The organism is Tateyamaria pelophila (assembly GCF_019966495.1).
Taxonomy (GTDB): domain Bacteria; phylum Pseudomonadota; class Alphaproteobacteria; order Rhodobacterales; family Rhodobacteraceae; genus Tateyamaria; species Tateyamaria pelophila.
Genome location: NZ_JAIMIA010000070.1, coordinates 1 through 24735, shown reverse-complemented (window position 1 = coordinate 24735; position 24735 = coordinate 1). Strand labels below are relative to the sequence as shown.

25 protein-coding genes are annotated in these 24735 nt (G+C 59.7%); 13 read left to right on the top strand and 12 right to left on the bottom strand.

Going from position 1 to position 24735, the window contains the following annotated elements; genetic code table 11:
• Window positions 1-110 precede the first annotated feature (110 nt).
• On the top strand, window positions 111-575 hold the full coding sequence (locus tag LC354_RS18380; RefSeq protein WP_223426595.1) for a hypothetical protein: 465 nt from the start codon (window positions 111-113) through the stop codon (window positions 573-575).
• Between the two features lie 224 nt (window positions 576-799).
• Here LC354_RS18380 and LC354_RS18375 read toward each other — a convergent pair whose 3' ends face one another.
• Complete coding sequence (locus LC354_RS18375) at window positions 800-2011, bottom strand: acetate/propionate family kinase (protein WP_223426593.1); 1212 nt, start codon at window positions 2009-2011, stop codon at window positions 800-802.
• 338 nt (window positions 2012-2349) lie between these two features.
• Between LC354_RS18375 and LC354_RS18370 the strand changes: the two genes are divergently transcribed.
• The 8 genes from LC354_RS18370 to LC354_RS18335 all read left to right on the top strand — a co-directional run bounded on the left by LC354_RS18370 (window position 2350) and on the right by LC354_RS18335 (window position 10390).
• Window positions 2350-3915: a gamma-glutamyltransferase gene (locus tag LC354_RS18370; protein ID WP_223426592.1), complete on the top strand. Its 1566-nt coding sequence runs from the start codon at window positions 2350-2352 to the stop codon at window positions 3913-3915.
• The gene (locus tag LC354_RS18365; protein WP_223426590.1) at window positions 3912-5303 is read left to right on the top strand and encodes a M20 family metallopeptidase; all 1392 of its coding nucleotides are present in this window, start codon (window positions 3912-3914) and stop codon (window positions 5301-5303) included. The genes LC354_RS18370 and LC354_RS18365 overlap by 4 nt, the downstream gene beginning before the upstream one ends.
• A 192-nt stretch (window positions 5304-5495) precedes the next feature.
• Complete coding sequence (locus tag LC354_RS18360; protein ID WP_223426588.1) at window positions 5496-6557, top strand: patatin-like phospholipase family protein; 1062 nt, start codon at window positions 5496-5498, stop codon at window positions 6555-6557.
• On the top strand, window positions 6554-8011 hold the full coding sequence (locus LC354_RS18355) for a GntP family permease (protein ID WP_223426587.1): 1458 nt from the start codon (window positions 6554-6556) through the stop codon (window positions 8009-8011). Before LC354_RS18360 ends, LC354_RS18355 begins: the two co-directional genes overlap by 4 nt.
• A gap of 202 nt (window positions 8012-8213) precedes the next feature.
• A complete protein-coding gene (locus tag LC354_RS18350) occupies window positions 8214-8360 on the top strand; it encodes a hypothetical protein (RefSeq protein WP_223426585.1) in 147 nt (48 codons plus the stop codon).
• A complete protein-coding gene (locus tag LC354_RS18345) occupies window positions 8347-8601 on the top strand; it encodes a hypothetical protein (RefSeq protein WP_223426583.1) in 255 nt (84 codons plus the stop codon). Before LC354_RS18350 ends, LC354_RS18345 begins: the two co-directional genes overlap by 14 nt.
• Window positions 8602-8672: 71 nt before the next feature.
• Entirely contained in the window at window positions 8673-9794 is a 1122-nt protein-coding gene (locus tag LC354_RS18340; RefSeq protein WP_223426581.1) for a transporter substrate-binding domain-containing protein, read from the top strand.
• Window positions 9794-10390 (top strand): hypothetical protein, encoded by a 597-nt coding sequence (locus LC354_RS18335; protein WP_223426579.1) that lies wholly within the window; start codon window positions 9794-9796, stop codon window positions 10388-10390. Before LC354_RS18340 ends, LC354_RS18335 begins: the two co-directional genes overlap by 1 nt.
• A 140-nt stretch (window positions 10391-10530) precedes the next feature.
• On the opposite strand, the gene LC354_RS18330 is transcribed toward LC354_RS18335, so the two are convergent.
• The 3 genes from LC354_RS18330 to LC354_RS18320 are packed head-to-tail and all read right to left on the bottom strand — an operon-like array spanning window position 10531 to window position 14142.
• Complete coding sequence (locus tag LC354_RS18330; RefSeq protein ID WP_223426577.1) at window positions 10531-12414, bottom strand: TRAP transporter permease; 1884 nt, start codon at window positions 12412-12414, stop codon at window positions 10531-10533.
• A gap of 14 nt (window positions 12415-12428) precedes the next feature.
• A complete protein-coding gene (locus LC354_RS18325) occupies window positions 12429-13373 on the bottom strand; it encodes a TAXI family TRAP transporter solute-binding subunit (protein ID WP_223426575.1) in 945 nt (314 codons plus the stop codon).
• 22 nt (window positions 13374-13395) lie between these two features.
• The gene (locus LC354_RS18320) at window positions 13396-14142 is read right to left on the bottom strand and encodes a maleate cis-trans isomerase family protein (RefSeq protein WP_223426568.1); all 747 of its coding nucleotides are present in this window, start codon (window positions 14140-14142) and stop codon (window positions 13396-13398) included.
• Window positions 14143-14335: 193 nt separating this feature from the next.
• Between LC354_RS18320 and LC354_RS18315 the strand changes: the two genes are divergently transcribed.
• Window positions 14336-15193: an isocitrate lyase/PEP mutase family protein gene (locus LC354_RS18315; protein ID WP_223426567.1), complete on the top strand. Its 858-nt coding sequence runs from the start codon at window positions 14336-14338 to the stop codon at window positions 15191-15193.
• An 8-nt stretch (window positions 15194-15201) separates the two neighbouring features.
• On the opposite strand, the gene LC354_RS18310 is transcribed toward LC354_RS18315, so the two are convergent.
• Window positions 15202-15945: a GntR family transcriptional regulator gene (locus tag LC354_RS18310; protein WP_223426565.1), complete on the bottom strand. Its 744-nt coding sequence runs from the start codon at window positions 15943-15945 to the stop codon at window positions 15202-15204.
• Window positions 15946-15960: 15 nt separating this feature from the next.
• Window positions 15961-17157, bottom strand: coding sequence for an FAD-dependent oxidoreductase (locus LC354_RS18305; protein WP_223426563.1), 1197 nt, complete (start codon window positions 17155-17157; stop codon window positions 15961-15963).
• A 105-nt stretch (window positions 17158-17262) separates the two neighbouring features.
• On the opposite strand from LC354_RS18305, the gene LC354_RS18300 reads away from it, so the two are divergent.
• Together LC354_RS18300 and LC354_RS18295 are read left to right on the top strand one after the other, a co-directional pair.
• Window positions 17263-17988: an SDR family NAD(P)-dependent oxidoreductase gene (locus LC354_RS18300; protein WP_223426562.1), complete on the top strand. Its 726-nt coding sequence runs from the start codon at window positions 17263-17265 to the stop codon at window positions 17986-17988.
• A complete protein-coding gene (locus tag LC354_RS18295) occupies window positions 17985-18788 on the top strand; it encodes an SDR family NAD(P)-dependent oxidoreductase (RefSeq protein ID WP_223426560.1) in 804 nt (267 codons plus the stop codon). Before LC354_RS18300 ends, LC354_RS18295 begins: the two co-directional genes overlap by 4 nt.
• On the opposite strand, the gene LC354_RS18290 is transcribed toward LC354_RS18295, so the two are convergent.
• Window positions 18781-19422: an isochorismatase family protein gene (locus tag LC354_RS18290; RefSeq protein WP_223426559.1), complete on the bottom strand. Its 642-nt coding sequence runs from the start codon at window positions 19420-19422 to the stop codon at window positions 18781-18783. The genes LC354_RS18295 and LC354_RS18290 overlap by 8 nt on opposite strands.
• A 127-nt stretch (window positions 19423-19549) precedes the next feature.
• Between LC354_RS18290 and LC354_RS18285 the strand changes: the two genes are divergently transcribed.
• Complete coding sequence (locus LC354_RS18285) at window positions 19550-19780, top strand: hypothetical protein (RefSeq protein ID WP_223426557.1); 231 nt, start codon at window positions 19550-19552, stop codon at window positions 19778-19780.
• 67 nt (window positions 19781-19847) lie between these two features.
• Here LC354_RS18285 and LC354_RS18280 read toward each other — a convergent pair whose 3' ends face one another.
• The 5 genes from LC354_RS18280 to LC354_RS18260 all read right to left on the bottom strand — a co-directional run bounded on the left by LC354_RS18280 (window position 19848) and on the right by LC354_RS18260 (window position 24674).
• A complete protein-coding gene (locus tag LC354_RS18280; RefSeq protein ID WP_223426556.1) occupies window positions 19848-20657 on the bottom strand; it encodes an ABC transporter permease in 810 nt (269 codons plus the stop codon).
• Window positions 20650-21417 (bottom strand): ABC transporter ATP-binding protein, encoded by a 768-nt coding sequence (locus LC354_RS18275; protein WP_223426554.1) that lies wholly within the window; start codon window positions 21415-21417, stop codon window positions 20650-20652. The genes LC354_RS18280 and LC354_RS18275 overlap by 8 nt, the downstream gene beginning before the upstream one ends.
• A 69-nt stretch (window positions 21418-21486) precedes the next feature.
• On the bottom strand, window positions 21487-22506 hold the full coding sequence (locus LC354_RS18270; RefSeq protein ID WP_223426552.1) for an ABC transporter substrate-binding protein: 1020 nt from the start codon (window positions 22504-22506) through the stop codon (window positions 21487-21489).
• Window positions 22507-22695: 189 nt separating this feature from the next.
• The gene (locus tag LC354_RS18265) at window positions 22696-23910 is read right to left on the bottom strand and encodes an MFS transporter (RefSeq protein ID WP_223426550.1); all 1215 of its coding nucleotides are present in this window, start codon (window positions 23908-23910) and stop codon (window positions 22696-22698) included.
• A 146-nt stretch (window positions 23911-24056) separates the two neighbouring features.
• On the bottom strand, window positions 24057-24674 hold the full coding sequence (locus tag LC354_RS18260) for a DMT family transporter (protein WP_223426549.1): 618 nt from the start codon (window positions 24672-24674) through the stop codon (window positions 24057-24059).
• Between the last annotated feature and the right edge of the window lie 61 nt (window positions 24675-24735).

Below are 24735 nucleotides of genomic sequence, written 5' to 3'. Positions count from 1 at the left end.
CCCCACTTCAGAATCCATCTCGCCCTCACAGGCAAGAGTGACCGTTCACGCCTTCAGTTCCAAACGCGATTCCCCTGATCATCGGGCTGGAACCCAGTTGCCTGCTGACCTTGCGTGATGAGATACCGGCACTGTTGCCCGGCGAAGACACCGCACAGCTTGCCGCCAAGGCGCGCATGCTGGAAGAATACATCGCGGATCAGGCCAGCAACTCGGACTTTCAACTGCCGCTCACCTCCCCTGCCCCCAAGGTTCTGCTGCATGGGCATTGCCATCAAAAGGCCATGGGCGTGATGTCCAGCATCAAAAAAACCCTGTCGCTCCTGCCGGACACAGAAGTGGAGATTGTTGAAACAAGCTGCTGTGGCATGGCCGGTGCATTCGGGTATGGTTCCGAAACGCACGACATATCCCGCGCCATGGCAGAGCTTGATCTGGCACCCGCGATCCGGAAAACGGACAAGGACACGTTGATCGTCGCAGATGGCACATCCTGCCGCCATCAGGTCGCGGACCTGACCATGCGCAAACCCATTCACATGGCGCGGCTTCTCGAACTGGCTCTGAAAAAGTGATGTTGCGCCGTAACGATGCAAGCACCGAGCTCACAGGCAATCAAGCGCACATCGTTACATCGTGAATTGGTGGGCAGACTTCAGACACCGATCATCTATTCAGCATTGAGACCGGGGTCCACAATGCCGGAAACGCTGGCGCGCGCCCCGATGGATCGCATGCATTCCAAGCGCCTGTCGGTTGTCCTGTAGCTTCGGTCGAATGAGGCACCGCCCCACTGACGTCAGATTTGGGCCTTCTGAACAAACCCATCTGCGATCAAAATCGCCAGAGTCTCCTTGGCAATCACCAATTCTTCGTCGGTCGGAACGACATATATGCCAATTCTGCTGTCAGGGGTCGAGATCTTGAGAGCGCCTTGGGCATTTGCAACCGGATCAAGCGTTGCGCCCAGCCATTGCAACCGTTTGGCCACGCGGGCTCTGACTTCAGGGGAGTTCTCGCCGATGCCCGCAGTAAAGACAAAACCATCCAGCCCGTCCAAGGCCGCAGCCAACATGCCAATGTTCAACCCACATCTGTGGACAAAATGGTCGATCGCAAACTGCGCCCGTGGGGCGTTACTGGCGAGGAGTTCGCGCATATCGCCCGAAACACCCGACAAGCCTTTCAGGCCTGCATTGTGATAGATCAACTCCGTCACTTGCGCGGCACTCATGCCCATATGACTGATCATGTACAGCACCACACCGGGGTCGAGCTGTCCGGATCGTGTACTCATAGGCAGCCCGTCAAGCGCGGTGAACCCCATGGTGCTTTCGATGCTCTGCCCGGCCCGCAGCGCGCACATCGACGCCCCGCTTCCCAGATGCGCGACGATGACCCGGCCGGAACAAAGCTCCGGTGCGACTTCGGGGAGGGTCTGGGCGATGTACTCATAAGACAGCCCATGAAAGCCGTAGCGACGAATTCCCTCTTGGTAAAACCGGTCCGGAAGCGCGTAACAATCTGCATGGGCCGGATGGCTGCGATGAAATGCCGTGTCGAAACACGCAATCTGAGGCAGGTGTGGGGCAACCTGCATCGCAAGCCGGATGGGCGCCAGATTGTTCGGCTGATGCAGCGGAGCAAGATCCTGATACGACGCCAGCATTTCAAGCGCATCGGCGGTGATCCGAAGCGGCGCGGCGTGGTCAGGACCGCCATGCACCACACGATGCCCGACCGCGCGCAAGCGGATGCCGTGAATGTGGCGGATCCAATCCGACATTTTCGAAATTGCACTTGGCAAATCCGGCATTTCGTGCGGCGCCCATGTCTGGTCAGACAGCGCCTCGCCGTCACCATCCTTCACCGAAAGGACGGGACACACCCCGATCCCGTCGATTTGCCCGCGTTGCAGACGCGACAAAGACGACCCGTTGATTTCGAAAATCTGAAACTTCAGGCTCGATGAGCCAGCGTTTACAACAAGAATTGCGTCTTTCTGAGCCACGCTTGGGTTTCCTCAGCTTTAAAGATGAAAGGAGTCATGCTTTGCCGACTCTCACAGTTTTGCCCGGTTCATCAAGGCTTATCATCGGGTGTGTGTTCGCGTTCTGCCTGCTCATTTTGGCGTTTTGGCATGACAATCGTTTCACGGGATGGTGTCACATGCACGGACTGTGAAATAAGAAACCCTGATGCCTCGGTCTCAAGGCGTTTCGGTAGTGGCAACACCGTCAAGGCAGTGACAACGCGCTGAAGCCGTCTCGCGACCACTGGACATCGACGCGGGCCGCGTGGAATACCATCTGCACGACCCAGACCGCCCGATAATTGAAAAGGGTGCCCATGAGCGCTTTGTCCAAAACCCAAGAAATCCGCAAACATGTGATCGAAACGCAAGGGGGCGTGGTGGCGGCGCAACACCGGCAAGCCGCCGAAGCGGGGGCGGAGGTATTGCGCGCCGGCGGTGATGCGGTGGACGCCGCTGTTGCGACCTCCTTTGCCATTGGTGTGTTGGAGCCGTGGATGAGCGGCCCCGCAGGCGGCGGTGCCGCAGTCCATTGGCGCGCCGATACCGGTCAGGCCGTGGCGATCAACTTCGGTATGCGCTCGCCAAAGAACCTGAACGTAGGGGATTACCCCCTGTCCGGCGCAGGCAAGGCCGATGATCTGTTCCCATGGGAACGGGTCGTCGAAGACCGCAACATCGAAGGAGCTCGTGCCATCGCGGTGCCCGGCACGGTGGATGGGATCGGACAGGCCCACGCCCGCTGGGGCCGCATGCCTTGGGCCGATCTGCTGGCCCCGGCCATAAGCCATGCCCGGACAGGCATGCTGGTCGATTGGTATGCGGCTTTGCTGATCGCGTCGGTGGCGCGCAGCCTCGCCAAAGACCCGGATGCTGCGGCGCTGTTTCTGGAGGATGGGATCTGGCCCAAAGGGTCCGGCTGGACGGCGATCCCGGACAACCGGCTTGATCAAAGGGCCATGGCCGACATGTTGGAGGTGCTGGCAAAAGGTGGGGCGCGCGCCTTTTACGAGGGCGACATCGCGCAAACCCTCGCGGGCGATGTGCAGGCCAAGGGCGGCAGCCTGTCGGCAGATGACCTCGCGGGGTATCGTGCGTGGATGGGCGCGGCTCGGCCCGTCCCATACCGCGATGCCCTGTTCCACGTCATGCCCGGTCTGACCGCCGGGCCGACCTTTGCCCGCGTGATGGAGCAACTTTCGGAGGCGGACATGTCCACCCCGGTCCAGGCCTACCCGGCCTATGCCCGCGCTCTGAGTCACGCCTATGCCGAGCGGCTGGGCAAGATGGGCGATACCGGTGAGGTGCCGGAAGCGCCGGGCTGCACCACGCATTTCTCCGTGGTGGATCGTGCGGGCAATATGGTTGCGCACACCCAGACGCTGCTGTCCGCCTTCGGCAGCCGCGTTGTTTCGCCCGCGACGGGTCTGCTGATGAACAACGGGATCATGTGGTTTGACCCGGTACAGGGCAAACCGAATTCCCTTGCCCCGAACAAGGCCTGCCTGATGAATGTCTGTCCCGTTCTGGGGCACCAGGGCACGCGCAGCTTTGCGCTTGGGGCCTCCGGCGGACGCAAGATCGTCTCGGCTGTGTCTCAGCTGGCGTCATTCATGACCGACCGCACCATGGACATCGAGGCCGCGTTCCATGCGCCGCGCATTGACGTCTCTGGCGGCGGCGGGGCGGTGGCGGATGAAACTTTGCCAAAGGATGTACTGACGGCGCTTGCGTCCGTCATGCCGGTTCAGACCACCCGGCGCACGGTGATGCCATATGCCTTTGCCTGCCCCGCCGGGGTGATGCGTGACGGCAACGTCAATACCGGGTGCACTGAAATCATGTCGCCCTGGGGTGACGCTGCGCTGGAGGAGGCCCCATGACCCGCGACACCGCCATTGCCAAGGCAACCGACTATTTCGAGACGGGTCGCTTCCAAACCGACCTTGCCAATCTCGTGACCTATCGCAGCGAAAGCCAGAAACGAGCACCCGAGGCACGCGCGGAATCGCGGCGCTATCTGGATGAGGCCATGCTGCCCCGGCTTGAGGCCATGGGGTTTTCCTGTGAGATCATCGACAACCCGGACCCAAGGGGCGGACCGCTCTTGCTTGGGGAACGGACCGAAGGCAACGACCTGCCCACCATTCTGACCTATGGGCATGGCGATACCGTGTTGGGCCAAGACAGCATGTGGCAGGACGGCTTGGGGCCATGGCAGCTCACCGAGGATGGCGACCGCCTTTATGGACGCGGCACAGCGGACAACAAGAGCCAGCACCTGATCAACATCGCGGCGCTCGAAGCCGTCTTGGCCACGCGCGGCCACCTTGGTTTCAACACGCGGATCGTGCTGGAGATGAGCGAAGAGGTTGGCTCCGTCGGCTTGCCGGAGATTTTTCGCACCCACAAGGCCCGGCTGACAGCGGACGTCTTGATCGCCTCCGACGGACCGCGCCTGCAACCGGACGTGCCGACAATGTTCATGGGCTCGCGCGGCGGCATCACGTTTGATCTCTTGGTCGAGACGCATGAAGGCGCGCATCACTCCGGTAACTGGGGTGGTTTGCTGGCGGATCCGGCGATGATACTGGCCCATACGCTGGCCTGCATCACCGATGCCCGCGGACAGATCCTGGTGCCGGAATGGCGCCCCGACAGCCTGACCGACACCGTCCGTGCTGCGCTGCGCGATCTGCCCGTGGCGGGCGGCGACGGGCCTGCAGTGGTTGCGGACTGGGGCGAGGAAAGCCTCACCCCCGCCGAGCGTGTGTTTGGCTGGAACAGCTTTGCCGTTCTGGCCATGGTCTCAGGCGTGCCGGATGCCCCGGTGAACGCGATTTCCGGATGGGCGCGGGCCACCTGCCAACTGCGCTTCGTCGTCGGCACCGATCCTGCCGAGGTTGTGCCCGGACTGCGCCGTCACCTCGATGCGCATGGATTTGATAAGGTCAAGATTGAGCTCCATGACCGTGGGTTTTTCAGCGCCACGCGGCTTGATCCCACACACCCGTGGGCGCAGTTTGTCGGCGCTTCGATCCGCGAAACTGCGGGGGAATTGCATGTGCTGCCCAATCTGGCCGGATCTCTCCCCAATGACAGCTTTACCGATATTCTCGAACTCCCGACGATCTGGGTGCCGCATTCCTATCGGGGCTGTTCGCAACATGCGCCAAACGAACATGTCCTGAAACCTGTGTGCAGGGATGGCCTCCGGGTGATGGCCGGTATCTTCTGGGATATCGGCGAAAAGACGGTTCCAAGGGGCTGATACGCATCCAACCGGATCGGGACAAGCGGCAGATCGGGGACGCGCGGCAAGGCCGGTTCAGCCCACGAGACGAGGCGGCAAGATTTTGTCAGACTTACTGTTCGGGCGGAATACGCCAGTGCGTAACACTTCTTGCTGCAACGCAGCAATTTGGGTATAGGTGACACAAGCCAATTGGAGTGGGACTCGGATATGAAACAGATCGACATTGCCTTGCAGGGCGGTGGATCGCACGGCGCCTTTACGTGGGGTGTCCTGGATCGGCTGCTCGAACTTGATGATCTTGAAATCGCTGGGATCAGCGGCACCAGCGCCGGCGCCATGAACGCGGTGGCACTGGCGCAGGGACTGAGCGAAGGCGGACCGGAACGTGCGCGGGAATTGCTGCGGACCTATTGGGAACGCGTTGCCGAGATGGCAAAGACAAGCCCATTCAAACGCAACTGGTGGGACCAGCTCAGCGGCAACTGGAGCCTCGAAACAACTCCGGGCTTCATGATGTCGCAATTCGTCCAGCAGGTCGCATCGCCTTATCAGTTCAACCCGCTCAACATCAATCCGCTGGAGGATCTGGTGCGCGAGTGCTTTGACTTCGAGAAAATCAACGCAGGCGACGGTCCCAAAGTGTTCCTTTCGGCGACGAATGTACGCACTGGCCGTCCAAAGATCTTTCGCCAGCCCGACATTTCCGTGGAAGCTGTGATGGCATCGGCATGCCTGCCGCAGCTTTACAAAGCGGTGGAAATTGACGGAGAGGCCTATTGGGACGGAGGGTACGTCGGTAATCCGCCCCTGTTCCCGTTGGTGGATGAAACCGATGTCCGAGACATCGTGATCGTGCAGATCAACCCATTGGAGCGGCCGGATATCCCGAAAACGCCCTACGAAATCATGAACCGCTTGAACGAGATAACCTTCAACGCAAGCCTGACCAAGGAACTCCGCAGCCTCGGCTTTCTTTGGGAACTGATCAATCACGAGAAGCTGGAGCGCTCTGCCTACCGCGATGCGCGCCTGCACCGGATTGAGGCGCAGGACGAGATGTGCGCGCTCAGCGTCTCGAGCAAGATGAACGCAGAAAAGGATTTTCTCGATTATCTGTTCCGGATCGGGCGCGATACGGCGGAAAACTGGATCGAGAATGCCTATCCGAAGGTCGGGTCGAAATCGTCGTGGTTGCCCCGCGAGATCTTTGAGGAAAGCCTGAAACCCGCGCATATGAGCAATGGCAGCGAGAGGGATCCGCAAAAATGATTGAACTGCTCCCGATCTTACTTGCCCTTGGTCTGCTGATGTTCTTCGCGTTCCGCGGTGTGACATTGCTGATCCTGGCGCCTCTGATGGCGCTTCTTGCGGCAGGCCTGAGCGGTACGTTGCCCTTGCTCGGCAGCTATACGCAGATTTTCATGGTGAACGCCGGTGATTTCGTGATCGCCTTCTTTCCGCTGTTCTTTTTCGGGGCGATTTTCGGCAAGCTGATGGATGACAGCGGCGCGGCGCGGTCCATCGCGGATTGGGTGATCGGCAAGCTGGGTGCACAACGGGCGGTGCTTGCTGTAGTGCTGTGTTGCGCATTGCTGACCTATGGGGGTGTGTCGCTCTTTGTGGTGGCCTTTGCGATTTATCCGATCGCAGTGGCCTTGTTTCGCGATGCAAACATCCCCAAACGGTTGATCCCCGGGGCCCTGGCGCTTGGCGCTTTCGCCTTCACCATGTCCTCCATGCCGGGTAGTCCGGCCATTCCCAACGCGATCCCGATGCCGTTTTTCGGGACAACTGCCTTTGCAGCACCTGGCCTGGGTCTGATCGCCAGTGCCATCATGCTCGGATTGGGCATGATCTGGCTGAATCGGCGATCCGCCCAAGCGGAGGCACGCGGCGAAGGCTATGGCCAGCACGAAGACACGGTGCCCGAGATCACAACGCAAATGCGTGAACAGTCCCAGAACGATGGGTTTGATCTGAACGAGTTGGATGCGGCACCCGCAATGGCACTTCGGGACGCGCCTTCGTTCGCGCTGTCGATTGCACCCGTCATTCTGGTGATCGCGGTCAACTTCCTTTTCATCCAGTTGGTCGTTCCGCAAATGAACACGGACTTTCTGTCGCTGCCGCAATTCGGCGAAACGTCGATTGATGCGGTGCGCGGCGTCTGGTCGATCATCGTGGCGCTTTTGGCGTCCATTCTGTTCCTGCTGGTGACGAACTGGCGGCGGCTTGCAGATGTAAAACAGACGCTTAATCAGGGTGCGGATGCCTCTGTTCTGCCGATCTTCAACACGGCCTGCCTTGTCGGTTTCGGTGGGATCATTGCGGCCTTGCCCGCGTTTTCCTTGATCACCGATGCCATGCTGGGACTCAGCGACGGCAATCCGTTGATTTCGGTTGCGGTGTCTGTCTCGGCGTTGTCGGCCATTACCGGGTCGGCGTCCGGGGGTATGAGCATTGCACTTGATGCCTTGGGGCCGACCTTTGTTGCGCTGGCTCAACAAACCGGGACGTCCCTGGAGGCTATGCACCGGATCGCGGCGGTTGCTGCCGGGTCGCTGGATTGCCTGCCGCATAACGGCGCCGTCATAACCGTGTTGGGAATTTGCAAACTGACCCACAAGGAGGCCTACTTCGACATATTCGTGGTGGCCGTTCTGATACCGTTGATTGCGCTGGCCTCGATCATCGGACTTGCGTCAATATTCGGCGGTTTCTGATCCGGCGATGGTTTTGAAAGGGTCTGGTGCAGGACGTCAGACCCTGTCAAATTGGCGATGGCGGCCCAGCAAATCATGGATACAGGCCTGAAACGCCGTTATCCGCGCCGGAACATTCCTAGGCCGCGCATAATGCAGTGACAATTGCATCGGTGGTGGCCGCAGATTCTCCAGAACGGGCATCAGCGCGCCTGAACAGGTCATGGGCGATCTCATAGACGCGATGGCGATGCAAGACGCGGAGCGCATCCGTGCCGCTTGTGCCCGGAACGCAAGCCTAGCCTGTGGTGCGGGCACGGCGCGGGCGCAAGCCATTGCGGACGCGGAAAAACCCAATGACAGACGGTAAGTCGACCCCAGCTTCGGCGCTTACTGGCGCTCGTGAGCTCTATTCCAGCGGCGTGTGGCGCATTCAGGTGTTCGTGGGTCGTCTTGCGGCGCGGTACAGCTTCGCTTTGCCCTGTATGTCCGATAGCGCCATGCAGATGATCCGCCGGTATCGCGAGGAAGCACGGGCGTTATTTTTTCCGGTTTTTCACGTCACAAATTTCTCCAGAGGCGTGTTTGCGGATTTCACGGGTCATGGTTAAAATAGTCGCTTCAGCCCACCGATTGCAAAGCACCCTGCCCTGACTGTTCGATAAAAACCGAGGTTATAGCAATGAAATTCACCAGCAAGTACTGCCGAACTCATCTCCCCGTATTTTTCCTGTTTTGGGTGTGTACCTCCATCGCGGCGACGTTCGTCGTGCCCCGATCTGTTGTCGCGCAAACGGCGGGTGAAACGGTTTCCGTCGGGTTGTACGAGAGCCCGCCATTCGTGATGTTTGGTGACGACGGCACCCCTGAGGGTCTTTCGATTGATTTGTGGAACCTGCTGGCTGAGGGTCTTGGTTTTGAGAGTGAATTCATCACTTTCGACACGATCCGCGCGCTGACCAGCGCAGTCGAAAATGGCGAAATCGACGTTGCGGTGACAAACCTGACGATCAGCGAAGAGCGTCATCAACGGATGGACTTCACGCAACCCTGGTTCGATGCGGGTTTGCGGATCATGGTCACCGGGGAAGGCGCGACGGGCTTTCGCGCGGTCTATAACGGCCTCGCCGATGCAGGACATATCAAGGCCTATGGGTGGCTCGCCTTTGTCATCCTTCTGGCAACGATTGGATTCACAATTTTCGACCGTCGGTTCGACAAGGATTTTCATCCCCGCTGGACGGATGGGATCGCCAACAGCTTTTACACAGTCATGCAGATTGCGGTATCGGGCAGGATGCCGTCCCGAAAAAACCTCTTTGGGTGGATCGGCAAGATCGGTCAGGCGCTTTGGCTGATCGTCGGCCTCGGGGTTGTGGCCTATATCACTTCCTCCGTGACCTCGGTAATGACCACGCTCGCGATCACGGAAACCATTAACGGACCGGACGATTTGCCGGGCAAGCGTGTCGGCGTCTTCGAAGGCAGTATCGCACAAGAGTTTGGGGAGGTCCGCGGTTACGACATTCGCGTCTTCGAACGCGTCGACACTGCGGCACAAGCGCTTGTTGAGGGGCAGATCGATGCGTTGGTCGCTGACGCACCTGTTCTGGAGTACTATGCGCATCTCAATCCCGGTCTGGACCTGAACGTCGTGGGCCCGATTTTTGCGCCTGACAAATACGGGTTTGCCCTTCCGCCGGGCAGCGATCTGACGAAAGCGCTCACGATCGGCTTGCTCGCCCTGTGGGAGGACGGAACGGTGCGCGCCCTCGACACCGATTATTTCGGGCATGAGTGGTGATGCCTGATCCCGGTCCGGTCACGGGCCTTCAGGAGTTCTTTCATGTCCGGATCATAATCGGGCTTGTCACAGGGCTAAGCGTTACGCGGATCCTGACAGGGCTGGCGCGGTTTGTTCAAAGTCCTGACCGTAACCGGATTTACGCGCCTCACCTCGCGTGGTCGGGTTTCCTGCTGCTCTATGTCATTCATTTCTGGTGGCTGGAGTTCGGGCTGATGTTCGTACCACGGTGGCAGTTTCAGAACTTCCTGTTCATCATCGGGTACGCGGCGCTGATCTTTTTCACCGCCGCCCTCCTCTTTCCGGATCAGATGGAAGACAGTCCGAGCTTCTCAGACTATTTTCATTCCCGGCGTTCGTGGTTTTATGGCCTTTTGCTGGCGATCCTCGCGGTCGACCTTGCCGATAACAGCTTTCACAACGCGGCTCATTTGAAATTGTTGGGGTGGACCTATGCGGCACGCCAGACAGCGTTGATCGCTTTTGCCTTGATCGGCTTGATGTCGCGCCGAACGGGCGTCCATTTTGGCCTCGCTCTCAGTGCAATTTTTGTCGAACTCTTGTGGATCGTGATGCGCTATCGCTTTCTTGATTGATACGGGTGAACTCAACCAGCAAAGAGAAGCGCCCTTTTCGCGTTTTTCATTGCCGCGCAAAATGGACGACCAGATATCGGGATGAGAAAACCCTCCTGTGAGCGCAGCCAACTCAGGGAAGGAATTGCCCCTGCCCTCTTTCAAACCGCGCGGCGGACTGAAACCAGGGCAAATCCCAGCGCAAGCGCCAGACCGAGCGCGTTGAGCCAGATCGCCCCCGCAAAAGCCTCCCACGGGCACAAAATGGCCAGACCGAACGCAGCGACCGTCACGCGTTCGGCTCCGGACAGGTCGCGGCGGATATAGCCGACAATCGCGCCGGTGATTGCATAGACGCCCACCAGTGCCTTGGTTGTCGTCGCGGCGACCAGCCAGAGAGGGCCGTCGAACAACAAGGCCGGCGAGGCTGCAAAAAAGAACGGGATCAGGTAGGCGGGCCAACCGATACGCACCGCCTCAATCGCCGTCGGCATCGGTTGTGCCTTGGCCATGTTGGCGGCGACGAAGGCCGCAATCGCAACCGGCGGCGTCAGCATGGACAGCATGCCGAAATAAAGCACGAAAAGATGTGCCGCCATCGGTTGCAGGCCCAGTTCCACCAAGGGCGGTGCGGCAAGAGACGCCAGCAGCAGATAGACTCCGACCGTGGGCAGGCCCATGCCCATCACGATGCACACAAATGCAGTGACGATCAGCAGCAACAGCAGGCTGGACTGCCCCAGTTGCACCAGAAAGAAACCCATCCCGAAGGACAGTCCAGAGCGTGCGACGAGCCCGATGATCATGCCTGCTATGGCACAGATCAGGATGATCTCTACCGCCGCCCGACCGGCCGATACCAGCACCCCGATCACGACCCTCACCGTCAGGCGGCTGCCATCATAGGTCTGCACCATCGACAGGCCCAGCAACACCAGAACCGCCACCAGTGCCGCGGTTTCGGGCCGCAGGTTAAAGCTGAACAGACCGATCAAAAGCACCACGAAAGGGGCGAACACGAACCAGCCCTTGCGCATGACATGGCCCATGGGAGGAATGCGATCCTCCGCGACGCGGGCGATGTTGAGCCGACCGGCTTCCAGATCGGCAAACATAAACAGGCTGAAGTAGTACAGGATCGACGGGATCAACGCGGCCAGCATCACATCTACGTAGCTGGCCTGCAGGTTCTCGGCCAAAAGGAACGCCGCGGCGCCCATGATGGGTGGCATCAACTGTCCACCGGTCGAGGCCGCCGCCTCGATCGCGCCGGCGGTCTTGGGGCGATATCCGCCATCTTTCATCATCGGGATCGTGATGGCCCCGGTCGAGGCCACGTTGGAGACAGCACTGCCCGACACCGAGCCGAAAAACGCGGAGCCCAGGATCGCGATCTTGCCCGCACCGCCGCGTTTTCGCCCGGCCAACGCCAGCGACAGATCCGAAAAAAACGCGGACCCGCCCGTGGCCAACAGCAGTTGTGACAAGATCAGGAAGGGCACGACGACAGCGACTGCAATGGACAGCGCGGCCCCGGCCAGCGATGCGCTGTCCAGCATCAGAAAGGTCAGCAATCGATCCGGCGCGATGGACCGGCTTTGCAACGGACCCGAGAAGTTGCTGGAAAACAATGCGTAGAGGCAGACGCAGCCAAGGATGACGATCAGGCTCCACCCCATGGTGCGGCGCACCGCGTCCAGAAGCAGCACAAAACCGATGGCGGAGACAATCAAGGCTTCTGTCGGGTGATAAAACACGTTTTCGGACAAGGTCGGAAAGCGCACCGCCAACCATGTGCCAAACCCAAGTGACGCGACAGCGGCGCACCGTGTCCACCAGCGCGGCCCCGACGCGCTGGTGATATACGCCACCGCCATGGCGAACGCCAAGGCGGCGATCAGTACCTGTTCGGAATAGACACGCCAGCCGATCCATAGCGGCGCGCCAGAAGACCACAGAACCGCCGTCAAGGTGATCAGCGCGGCCAGGATAGCCGTGACAGGTATCCCGCCGCGCGTCTGTGTTTGCGTGCCCTGATCGGTCAAGGTGTTATCTCGGCCTAGTCTTGCCAGACACCCATCTCTTTATAGAACTTGATCGCGCCGGGATGGTAGGTCAGGCCCACTTGCTTGCCCATGGCTTCCTTTGCAAACCCGTTCCAGAACGGCCCGCCCCCCAGCAAATCAGCCTCTTTTTCCCACAACGCCTTGACGGCATCATAAACCATGTCCTCGGACACATCCTTGCCTGCAAAGAAGGTGTAGTCGAACACGTTCACGAATGTCGGGTCCTCGATGCCGGGGACGCTGCCTGCGGGCATTTCCTGCAAATAGGTCTGGGGCAAGAATTCACGCATCCGCTCCAACGCCTCGGGGCTGTCGTCAAACGACAGATACCGGATGCCGAAGGACGCGTCATATTCGCGACTGTTGCCCGCGCCCACGACCACGATGGCCACGTCCGCCGAGCCTTCTGCAAAGCTGGACCACATGCGCGGGAAGTTCGGAACAGGCACGCCGTCGACCTCTTCCAGGGTCATGTCTGCGTTGGCGAAATATCCCTTGGTAACGTAATCCCCCAGCGCCTTGTCGGCAAAGACCGGCACGCGCTTGCCCGCAAGGTCCGCGACGGATGTGATGTCGCTGTCCTTGCGGACAATATAGGCATTGCGGAACGGCATGAGTGTGGCGACCATTTGCAGGTTTTCGTTCGGGCGGCCTTCGGACATGCCGGTGCCGTTGATGGCGTAGGTCAGTTGCACCACGTTCGCGATGCCGAATTCGATCTCGCCCGCGTTCACAAGGGGAATGTAGTCGGCGGTATTGGCCAGTTCCTGCGGGCGCATCTGCAATGTCCCCGCTTCGGAAATCGCGGCCGCCAGCGTCCTGCCAACTTGGCTTGTGCCGCCGCGTGCGGTCGAGCCAAGGGCAGCAAGTTCGGCCGCGACAGCCGTAGCGCCCAGCGTCAATGCGAGGGTCAGACCCGTAAGATGTTTCATCTTCATGCGTAGTAACTCCCTGTTGTTTTTAGTGTTTTTCAAACAACGGGCCGTGGCCCGAAAACTGATCCTTGATCCCCATGGCACGCAGCCCGTGCCAATAGGTCGCCGCATTGATGGGAATGAAGGGCTTGCCGTATTCCGCTTCGAGTTCCGTACACAGGCCGCACATGCTCAGGTTGGTGCCCACCTGTACAAAGGCGTCCACATCGTCGCCGTCCATGTCGGCCACATGCGCCCGCAACGTGTCTTCCTGCACTTGGGCGATGGCAACGGGGCTGGAACACTTCAGGCCGCGAAACCGCACAACTTCGAACCCGCAATCCTGAAAGAACAGTGTCACGTTTTTGTCTGAAATTGGGAAATAGGGCGAGATGACCGCGATCCTCTTGGCCCCGGTCAGGTTCAGCGCGGCCTCGCAGGCAAATGACCCTGCCGAAACTTGCAACCCGCAGTGATCCGACAATTCCTGCATCCGTTTTTCCGAAGGTCCGCGCCCGTCCCAGAACATCAGCGCGGACATGCCCATGATCAGGTAATCAGGCTCGGCGGTGACGCAGCGATCCACCGCGTCATAAAGCGTGGCCCCAATCGCCTCGACCAGCGCGACAAATTCGTCATCATTGCCGACTTTCATGTTGGGCACATAAATACGGCCAAAGTGATTGGTTACGCCCGGCACGCGAAAGTCATCCATATCCGGCTGGACGATGGTATTGGTCGAAGGGGCCACAACTGCAAACTTGCAGCGCCAACCGCGCGCATCTTTCGCCATGACAGTCCTCCCCTCTCTTTGCTTGGTCAAATAAGACATCGCTTTTCGCGATCCGTCAACAATTTGTCCGGACAAATTGTTGACCAAAGGCCGGATCGCACATTATGCAAAGACGAATTGCGCGCGTTTGCCTTGAGAATGGGCCGCTTACCGCCAGATCGAACAAACGCCTTAGACCCGATGGGAGAGACACATGGCCGACCCGAAACTCAGACAGATGATCGAGGCGAAGCAATTCATCTCAGCGCCGGGCGTGTTTGACATGATATCCACCCTGGTTGCGGACCGGATGGGCTTCCCCGCGCTCTATGTCACCGGGTACGGCATTGCCGCCTCGCATATGGGGCTGCCAGATGCGGGGATCATGACCTACACCGATATGGAAACCCGCGTGCGTCGCATTGTCGAAGGTGCGGATACGCCGGTCATTGCGGATGCGGATACCGGCTATGGCGGGCTGCTGAACGTGCGGCACACGGTGCGCGGATATGAGGCGGCGGGTGTCACGGCCATCCAGATCGAAGATCAGGAATACCCCAAGAAATGCGGTCACACACCGGGACGGCGCGTTGTCCCGCTTGAAGACATGGTGGCCAAGATCAAGGTCGCCAATGACAGCCGGTCCAGCGCGGATTTCCTGATCATCGCCCGCACTGACAGCCGCACCAGCCTTGGGCTGGACGAAGCATTGCGTCGGGGCGAGGCGTTCGAGAAAGCGGGGGCGGACGTGGTGTTCATCGAGGCCCCGGAAACGATCGAGGAAATGCAGATCATCAACGACCGGATCGGCGCACCGACGCTTGCAAACATGGTCTCTGGCGGGCGCACGCCTGTCTTGCCATCGGCTGACCTTGAGAAGCTGGGATTTGCCATCGCCATCCACCCGGGACTCGGCTTTCTTGCGGTCGGCCAAGCCCTGAAGGACGCCTACGGCGCGCTGGCTGAGAGCGGGGATGTGTCCGGCACAAACCTCGAAGATTTCGGCGAATTCAGCAAGTTGATGGGGTTCGAAGATGTCTGGGAATTTGACAGGAAGTGGGCCGACGTCTAGGCCGGCGACTATTCCCGTTCCAGCATGATCCGCGTGCGGTGGATGTACCGATCACCGCCGTGATGCCAGTTGAACGACGCAATCAGCAGGCCGGACGCGCTGGCATAGCGGCGCAAGATCCGCAAGACCGGCGCGCCCTCGGCCATACCGAGCGCGTCGGCGATCTGATAGGGGGCGGGCAAGGCTTGGGTTTCCTGATCCACCCGGTCGATGGCTTCGCCTGCCGCTTTGGCCAGACCCGCATAGATCGGACCGGACTGACGCGCTAAATCCGGCGCGATATCCTTGAACCGATGTGGCACATAGCTTTCGACGCAGGCCAGCGGCGCGCCTTCTGGCGTGCGCCGCAAGCTACGCAGCAAAACCCATGTTTCGCCGGTATTTTGCCCGATGCGCGCCGCAACGTCCTCGTCAAGGATTGTATCCTCGACCTTTAGAAGGTCCAGGTTCGTCTCGGCGGCGTATTGGGTCAGTTCAGAGACCGAGCGGTAATTCTGCACAAAGATGCCCGACGGGGTATCCCGCAACACACGGCTGCCTGCGCCCTGAACCCGTGACACCATCCCGTCGGTCTGCAACCGCCGCAGCGCTTCGCGTACGGTGAAACGGGACACGTTGAAGCGCGCGCACAAACTGGCCTCGCTGGGCAACAAGGCACCCACGGCGAACTCTCCCGCGGCGATATCCTTGCGCAGTGCTTTGAATATCTCAACATATCGCGGCGTTTTAGGCGGGTGCCGTGGATCAGACATCACGGGTCCCTTGTGTCACGACACGTCTTCCAGATCGCGCAGGGACTGGATCATCGAAGACCGCATGACATGTGCCAGATGCTTTTCGGGGTCGGCAACGGTTGCACGCAAATCGTCATGATAGGCACGCCGCTTGTCGGGGTCGGTTTCGTTCAGAACCGCGCGGTTACGCAAGGCTTGTGCCTGCACGGTTTCAATCGCCACCTTGCGGCGTTGGCGTTCATACCGGCCCATCAGATCCATCGACGCACCGCGCCAGACCTGCCCCAGCTTGTCACTCAGATTGACCGCATCATGGATGCCACCATTCATCCCCATACCGCCCAGCGGATTGTTCAGGTGTGCCGCGTCTCCGGCCAGAAAAATGCGCCCGTGCACATAATGATCGGCCACCCGTTCATGTACGCGGTAAGCTGTTTTGTGCGCGATTTCATAAGGCTTTCCGGGGAGCAGGTCCTGCATCCGTTCTTCGATCCGAACGGGATCAAGGACAGCGTCGTCGCTCAGGTTTGGATCGGTCGGGAACAACACTCGCCATAGGGTCGGCGTGCGCAGCAGTACCAGCCATTCTTCGGGATCCGAAATATAACAGATATCCGCCAGCCCTTCGATCGCCAGATCATAGCGGAACGGGGTCGACAAAGAGAGAAAGATTTCCGGAATTGTCAGCCCGGGAAATGCCACTCCGGTAGACTTGCGGACGGTGGAGCGCGCGCCATCCGCGCCAATCAGATAAGGGGCGCGAAACTGCTCGATTTCGCCCGTTTTGCGCCGTGCAGTCACCGTCACAGCGTCCGCGTCCTGCGTGACCGTTTCGACCACGATATCCGTGATCAGGTCCGCGCTTGCGTCGTCTTCAAGCCGGGCGCGGGCCGCTTCGGTCAGTTTCCACTGCTCGGCCTGCAAACGGTAAGGATGCGCTGTCTCATCCTTGAGCAGGCCCAGATCAAATGTCGCGACCGCGCCTTCCTTGCGATCCCGGAACTGCCAGAGCGGGCATTTGATACCGCGTTCGATCAAGCCCTCGGCAAGGCCTAGGCGGTCCAGAAAATCCATGGTGGGCGGATGAAAGGTCGAGGCGCGCAGGTCGACCGCCAGATCCGCAGAGGCTTCGAGAACGGTGACAGGGATGCCCTGTTCCAGCAGCGACACCGCTGCCACAAGCCCGACCGGCCCGGCCCCTGCAATTAAAACTCGATTTTCGGATATCATTTTCGGGCGCTCCTGCGTGACGTGGTGTAACGGTAAGTACAGAGCCTGCTCCGTCAAGGTAAATTTGTCTGGACAAATCGAACGAAGCCTTCAGGATGCGCAACCATGAAACGCAATCTTGCCATATTGGGCGGTGCCGGTGGCATCGGTCGCGCGCTGACGTTGCGGGCCAAAACCGAAGGATGGCGCGTGACTGTGCTGGACCTGCCCGCCTCACTTGCCGCACACACTGTCCCGGACGAAGTTGCATCTGTCGAAATCGACATTTCCGACCCGGCCTCTGTCACATCAGCTTTCAAGACACTCGGGCCATTGGACGGGTTCGTGAACCTCGCGGGGTTCATGTCACCGCACCGCGCGCTGGCGAACACTCCGCTCGAGGTGTTCGACGATGTCATGACAGGAAATCTGCGGGGCGCGTTTCTGGCGGCTCAGGCGGCATTGCCATTGCTGATCCAGATGCGCGGCGCGATGGTCAACGTGGCCTCGGGCCTTGGTGCCCATGCCCGTCCGGGATTTGGGCCCTACGCTGCGGCCAAGGCCGGGATGATCAGCCTGACCAAGACACTGGCCCTGGAGGCCGCGCCGCATGTGCGCGTCAATGCGGTCGGGCCAAGCGCTGTAGACACCGCGTTTTTGCGTGGGGGTGAGGGACGCGCGCGCAATGATACCCTGCCCATTGACCTGAATGCCATGGCCACCGCGACCCCGTTGGGGCGCATTGCAACGACCGACGATGTGGTCGGCCCGATCCTCTTCCTGCTGGGTGCAGATTCGGCGTTCATGACCGGTCAGGTGCTTTGGATCAATGGCGGAGGATACATGCCATGAGCGATGCTTCGCTACAGGGGCGGGTGGTGCTGATCACCGGCGGATCACGCGGTCTGGGCCGTGAAATGGCGCTGGCGTTGGCGGATGCAGGTGCCAAACTGGCGATCACCGGTGCGGCTCCGTCTGATGCGTTGGCCGCGACCCTTCAGGCTCTGGGACCGGGCGCAATCGCCATTCCCGCAGATGTCAGCGATCCGGATGCCGCCGCCGCCGCTGTTGCCAAAACCATCTCGACCTTCGGGCGGCTGGATGTGCTGATCAACAACGCGGGGCTTGGCATGCGCCTGATCTCGGAGACGTTCAATACGAAAGCCACCAAGTTCTGGGAGGCCGCTCCGGATGCGTGGGCGCGGATCGTGGATACGAACGTCAATGGTCCGTTCCTGATGACGCGCGCGGCTGTTCCGCACATGCTGGCGCAGGGATTTGGGAAGATCATCAACATCTCGACGTCCGATCAGACGATGGTGCGTCAGGGTTATGCCCCCTATGGTCCGACCAAGGCCTTTCTTGAGGCCGCGAGCCGGGTGTGGGCCGCCGATCTTGCGGGCACTGGAATTGATGTGAATGTGCTGCTGCCCGGCGGCGCTGCGGATACGGATCTACTGCCGCCGTCGCCGAACAAAAAAGGGGCAGATGGCAACCTTTTGCCGCCGTCGGTGATGCGCGCGCCAACGCTCTGGCTGGCTTCGGATGCATCCAATGGCATCACCGGCGCCCGCTACATCGCCCGATTTTGGCAAGACGATAACCCGGACGTGGCGCGCGATGACACCGCCGAAAAGCCCCGGATCATGTAGCCACTGGCGCTTGCATGTAGCTTATCGCGTCCCGCGTGGTGATCAAGTCCGCGTATTTCGCGCTCATATCAAATAGATTGGCCTCGTGCGGTCCGCTGGCCCGATCGCCGCATGCTTCACTGGCGATCAGCGTGACAAAGCCAGACGAGATGCTGTCGATGCAGGTCGCGCGGACGCAACCCGATGTCGTCAGCCCACCGATGATCAATGTATCGATCCTGTGAAACTGCAATGTGGCGGCCAGCGAAGTACCAAAGAACGCACTTGGGTATTGCTTGGTGATCATCAGATCACCGGGCTCAACGCTCAAGCCCTTAACAAGCTGTTGGGTGTCTTGGCCTGCGTCAAAGCACGACAAAGCCGGAACCTTGGCATAAAAAGCGCCGCCATCGCTGCCGCCGGGTTGGTATTTCACTTCGGTGAAGATCACCAACACACCTGCGGCTCGGGCCGCGTCGGCCAGCGCAATCGCATGGTCTTTCGCGGCTGCGCACCCCTCACCGCCATAAAGCGGCGCATTCGGATCGAAATAGGCCTGTGCAAAGTCGACCAATACCAAGGCGGGCCGCGCGCCGTAGGTTTGCTTGGCGTGATAGCCCGCCTTCTCATAATTCTGCTCAAGCGTATCTGTCATTCGTGCATTCCTCTCACAATCAGGACAATGTGCGGTGCGTTCGCAGGTCTTGTCCAGAATGTTCGCCCTGTGCGCCAGCAATCTCGGGTGCTATTGCCGCCACATCATGCTCTGTCGGAGGCAATCTGTGGCACATCGAAACAAGGTCATGCAGTCCATCAATGCGCCGGATGGAAGCCTTTGCGTGGACATATTCCTACGTCCCGATGGCAGCTTTGGTTTCGACGAATTCCGCCGCGATCCCGAAGATCCCAATGGCTGGTACAGCATCGGCCACTATGGTGCGACTGTGTTCAAGACCCAGCAGGACGCCGAAGCAGAAGCAGAACGTGTGGTCGTCTGGCTGTCCCAGCTATAACGCGACACTCAAGGGTGACACGGACCCGCGTGCAGAGGCTGCAAACCTTTGCAATCGTCTCCGCGGCCTATGAACGCCACCTCAAAACGCGACGCTCGATCAAGCCGATGGTCATGCTGAGCAGAACGCCCAACACCGACAGGATGACCACGCCGGCAAACAAGCGTTCAAGGTCATAGAGCGAACCGGCTTCAAGAATATAGGCGCCGATCCCGTATTCGGCCCCCAGCATTTCCGCAGCCACCAGCAGGATGATGGCGATAGACAACGAGATGCGCAGACCTGACAGAATCCCCGGCATCGCCCCGGGTACGACGATCTTGCGCACGATCGAAAACCACGACAGATCAAAACTTTGCCCCATGCGGATCAAGGATCGATCCACATTATCCACCGCACCGTAGGTCGCCACGACGGTCGGGGTGAATGTGCCAAAGGCAATCAACGCATATTTGGAAGCCTCATCAATGCCGAACCAGATCACGAACAACGGCAACAATGCGATTTTCGGGATCGGAAATATCGCGGCAACCAAGGGGACCGACCCGGCGCGTACATAGGAAAACAACCCCATCAAAATACCGACGCCGATGCCGAAACTGGCGCCGATGGCCGCGCCAATGGCAAGTCTGCTGAGCGATGGGACGAGGTGTTTGAGCAAAAGCCCGCTTTCCCAAAGCTCACCGAAGGTGGCCAGAACGTCCGAGGGCCTCGGCAATGTCAAAGGCGAAATCCATCCGCTGCGGGTACCCCACTCCGCGACGATTATCAGCACCACGAAAACAATCACCCCAATCCAGCGGTGCGGCTTTGGGGCAAAGCCTCCGCCCCGAAAGCGGACTTCAATCGGCTCGGGCTTTGCGCCGATATCAGACATCCAGCAATTCCTCATCTGCGGCGCGGGCTTCGTCGCGCATCAGATCCCACAGGTGTCTTTGGGTGTCTTCCAACGCGCGGTCGCCATGACCCCGCCCCTCCAGCGGTCTGTCGATTTCCACGATGTCACGGATTTCGCCGGGCCTGCGCGACAGGACCACGATGCGGTGCCCCAACCGCACGGCCTCGGCCAGATTATGCGTGACATAGACGGCAGTGAAAGGCTGGCGCGTCCAAAGCGAGACAAGATCGTCCATCAAAAGTTCGCGGGTCTGGCTGTCGAGGGCCGAAAGCGGCTCATCCATCAACATGACCGCCGGTTTCACCGCCAGGGCCCGGGCAATGGCGACACGCTGTTTCATGCCACCCGACAATTGCCGTGGCAGCGCATGGCTGAAATCACTGAGCCGCGTGCGCGCCAGAACATCCGCAATGATCGCGTTGGCATGTGCGCCCTTGATTCCATGATCCTCCAAGACCAGCGAGATATTCCCCCAAACAGATCGCCAGGGCAGCAAGGCAAAGTCCTGAAAGACATAGGTGAGCGGGTTCAAACAGCCTTCCGGTGGCGTGCCAAGCTGCAAGATATGGCCCTTTGTGGCGCGCTCAAGCCCGCCGATCAGCCTGAGCAATGTGGACTTGCCGCAGCCCGACGGCCCCACCAGACAAACAACCCGACCCGTCGGAATGTCCAGGGAAATGTCGCGTAGAACTTCGGTGTCGCCGTAGGAATGACTGATCGCATCCAGACGAATGTCCATTGATACCAAGCCTCTCAGTGAAAAATGCGGGCCGCACGCGGGTGGCGCGGCCAGCGTTGCTGTACCGGGTCAGGCTTCGAAGGTTTCAACGTAGCTTGTGTCGACAAAGGTATCGAGCGTAATGCCCGCATCCACCAGACCCTCGGACTGGAACCAGGTCAACTGATCCTGAACAGACGCAATGTTAAGGCGTGACCCTTCATTGATCCGCATCGTGCCATTGATAATTGACGGTGCCGCTTTTTCCAGCGGGCGATCCGTGTACACGTATTTATGGATCAGAGCGACCATCTCGTTCACGCCGTCTTCTCCACCGGACTTGTCGATCATGGCGGAATTGTAATCCGAGACACCCTGACCAAACCCGGCGAGGAAGGCCGCGGTCTGATCCCGTTCGGTGTCGGCATTATCGGCCGAAGTGAATACGGTGGTTACCTGATAGTTTGGCAGATAATCAGAGATGTTTCCGATGATATGCACTGTCCCCGACCCCGCAAGCGGCTTGGCGATATGTGGCACAATGGACCAGGCGTCGATCTGGCCCGTTTTCAACGCCCCGATGATGGAGCCAACCTTTTGCAGCGGCGTAAAGGACATCTCTGCCCCTTCGGCCTGCGCGACCCTGGACCCCATGTAATGGAACGACGACCCGGCGGTCGAGATGCCGAATTTCTTGCCGTCCAGACCGGCCGGCGACGTCAGCCCTGCCTGAAAGGCTGCGTCCGACGCCAGAATTTTCTGGCCGTCAATGCCGGGCTCTTCGCTGAGCGCACCACCGATCACCTTGATCGCGCCCTTGTCGGCAAGCGAGATAAGGCCGCCGGACACCGCCGTGACCGCATAGTCCACGTCCCCCGAAGCGATCGCAACCGCCATCGGCTGTGCGGCTTGAAAGAACCGCAGTTCAACGTCCAGGCCTGCATCCGCAAAATAGTTCCGCTCGACCGCGACAAAGCTGCCCGCATGGGACGTGAACCGCAGCGCGCCGACCACCGCTTTTTTGTTTTGCGCGATCGCCGGGGCCGCAAGCCCCGATGCCACGGCTGCGCCCATCAGTCCCAAAGTCTGCCGTCTGTTGAAGTTGATCATTTTTTCCTCCCAGAGTGTTTTTCGCCAGACTGATACTGGAATAGCGTTTGGATACCCAGATCGTCCCGTTCTTGTCTTTCCATGTTGCCAAAGCCGTGGCCGTGTCACGCACGACAATCGTATCCGGCGATATGCCAGTGTCAGACGAATTTGAACCAGTTTCAAGATGACCTCGCCTGCCCGATCTTATCAATGCCCGCTGAAAGTCCGGCGCGGGTTCAGGCGGATGATCAGTGGGACGACCATAACGATAAGTACCGCGGCGATAATAAATGGCGCGCCGGGGTAATAGAACGCCGCCTCATCGACAAAAAGCTGGAACACCCATGTGAGAACCAAAGGTGCTGCCACGGCGGCCACCGACGCAAGGGACGCGATCACACCCTGCACCTGACCTTGCTGGTCTTCTCCGACGCGATTGGCGGCAAATGCGGTTATAAGCGGCGGAGCCATATCCGACAGCGCGGCAATGGGCAGAATAATCGCCACGGCCCAAGCAGCGGTCGCAAACCCAAACCCGACCAGCCCGGCAACCATGGCCACGGTCGCAATGATCAAGGTTCTGTAGTCGCCAAGGCGCTTGGTCAGTTGCGGCAACAATCCGGCCTGTACGACAGCAATCAATACGCCATAGGCCGACAGGGTCAGCCCGATGGTGAATGCGTCCCAGCCAAAGACCTCGCGCCCCCAAAACGCCCAAAGCGTCGGATAGACCATATTTGCAAACTCAAACACGAAAATACAGATCAACGGAACAGCAAGCCCCGGGATCAGAAACGCCCGCACAATGGTTCCGAAAGGATTGAGATCGCGTCTGCCAAAGGGACGGCGGTTTTCCCGCTTCAGCGATTCCGGCAGGATGAAGATACCGAACACGACGTTGATGGCCGACAGCGCTGCCGCAATCCAGAAGGGGGCGGTGATATGCCATCCCGCCGCGATACCGCCAAGGGCCGGTCCGAAAACAAAGCCGATGCCGAAGGCCGCACCGATCATGCCAAAGGCGGCACCCCGCTCCCCCGGCTTGGCGATGTCGGAAATATAGGCCGTGGCCGTGATATATGTCGCGCCCGCCATTCCTGCGATGACCCTACCCACCAGCAACACCCAATAGGTTTCGGCCATCGCCATGATCACATAGTCCAACGCCAGCGTAGCGAGGGCCGCGATCAATACGGGCCTGCGCCCATAGGCATCTGACAGGCTGCCCACGATAGGCCCAAACAAAAACATGGCTGCGGCATAGGCCGACATCATCACGCCGCCCCAGAATGCGCCCTCCGCCGTGCTGCCGGCGCCCACACGGTCCATGAGATCCGGTATGATCGGAAAGACGATCCCGACGCCGATGGCATCGATCATCAGGGTGGCGAGGATGAAAAGAAAGGGACCGGTGAGCTTCATGCCGACACCCGACACCTCCAGCCATCCGCAGACAAGGCGCAAATTGCGATTGCCCAAACAAGAGATCGAAGCAAGACGAGGTGACGCATCGCAACAACACTCAGTGGGCCGGATCCGCCCACCCTTTCACAGCGTATGCAACAAAATCAGGACGTTCGGCGCAACCCAAGGGTTATGAAACTAGTCGCCCCGATGATAAGCGCCGCACCGAACCAGAACCCGGGATGGGGAATTTCTCCGAACACTGCGTACCCGACCACCGTTGAAAACACCAAGCTGGCGTAGGACAAGACCGACAGAAAACCGGCTTGCCCGTGGCGATGCGCGCGCAGAAAACAGAACTGTGCCGATTGCGCGAACACACCGATGGACAGCAGCAAGGGCCATTGTGCCGCCGCCACGGGCTCCCATGAGGTGAAGGCGAACGGTGCAGCAATCAGGGTCAACCCGGCGGTGTAAAACGTCATCATCACGACCGTGGGTGCCGCCACCAACCGGCGTGTCGTGATCACGGCGCCCGTCGCGGCCAATACGACGAGCACTTGCGCCGCGAGGCCCCAGCCTCCGGAGATACTTGCCGGTTCCACCGCGATGATGACCCCGACCAACCCGGCGCAAGCAGCAATCCACCTGTCCCGCGTGATGACCTCTTTGAGCAGCCACGCGGCGGCAATCATCGTCAGGATTGGGCGGGTAAAACTGATCGCCGTAAAAAGCGCCAGAGGCAGACGTGCAATCGCGAAGAAGCTAGGCAGCACACCCATTAATTCTTGTTTGATTGCATAGTTTTGTGATTCAGTTTCGTTCAAACAACGGGCGGGAGGA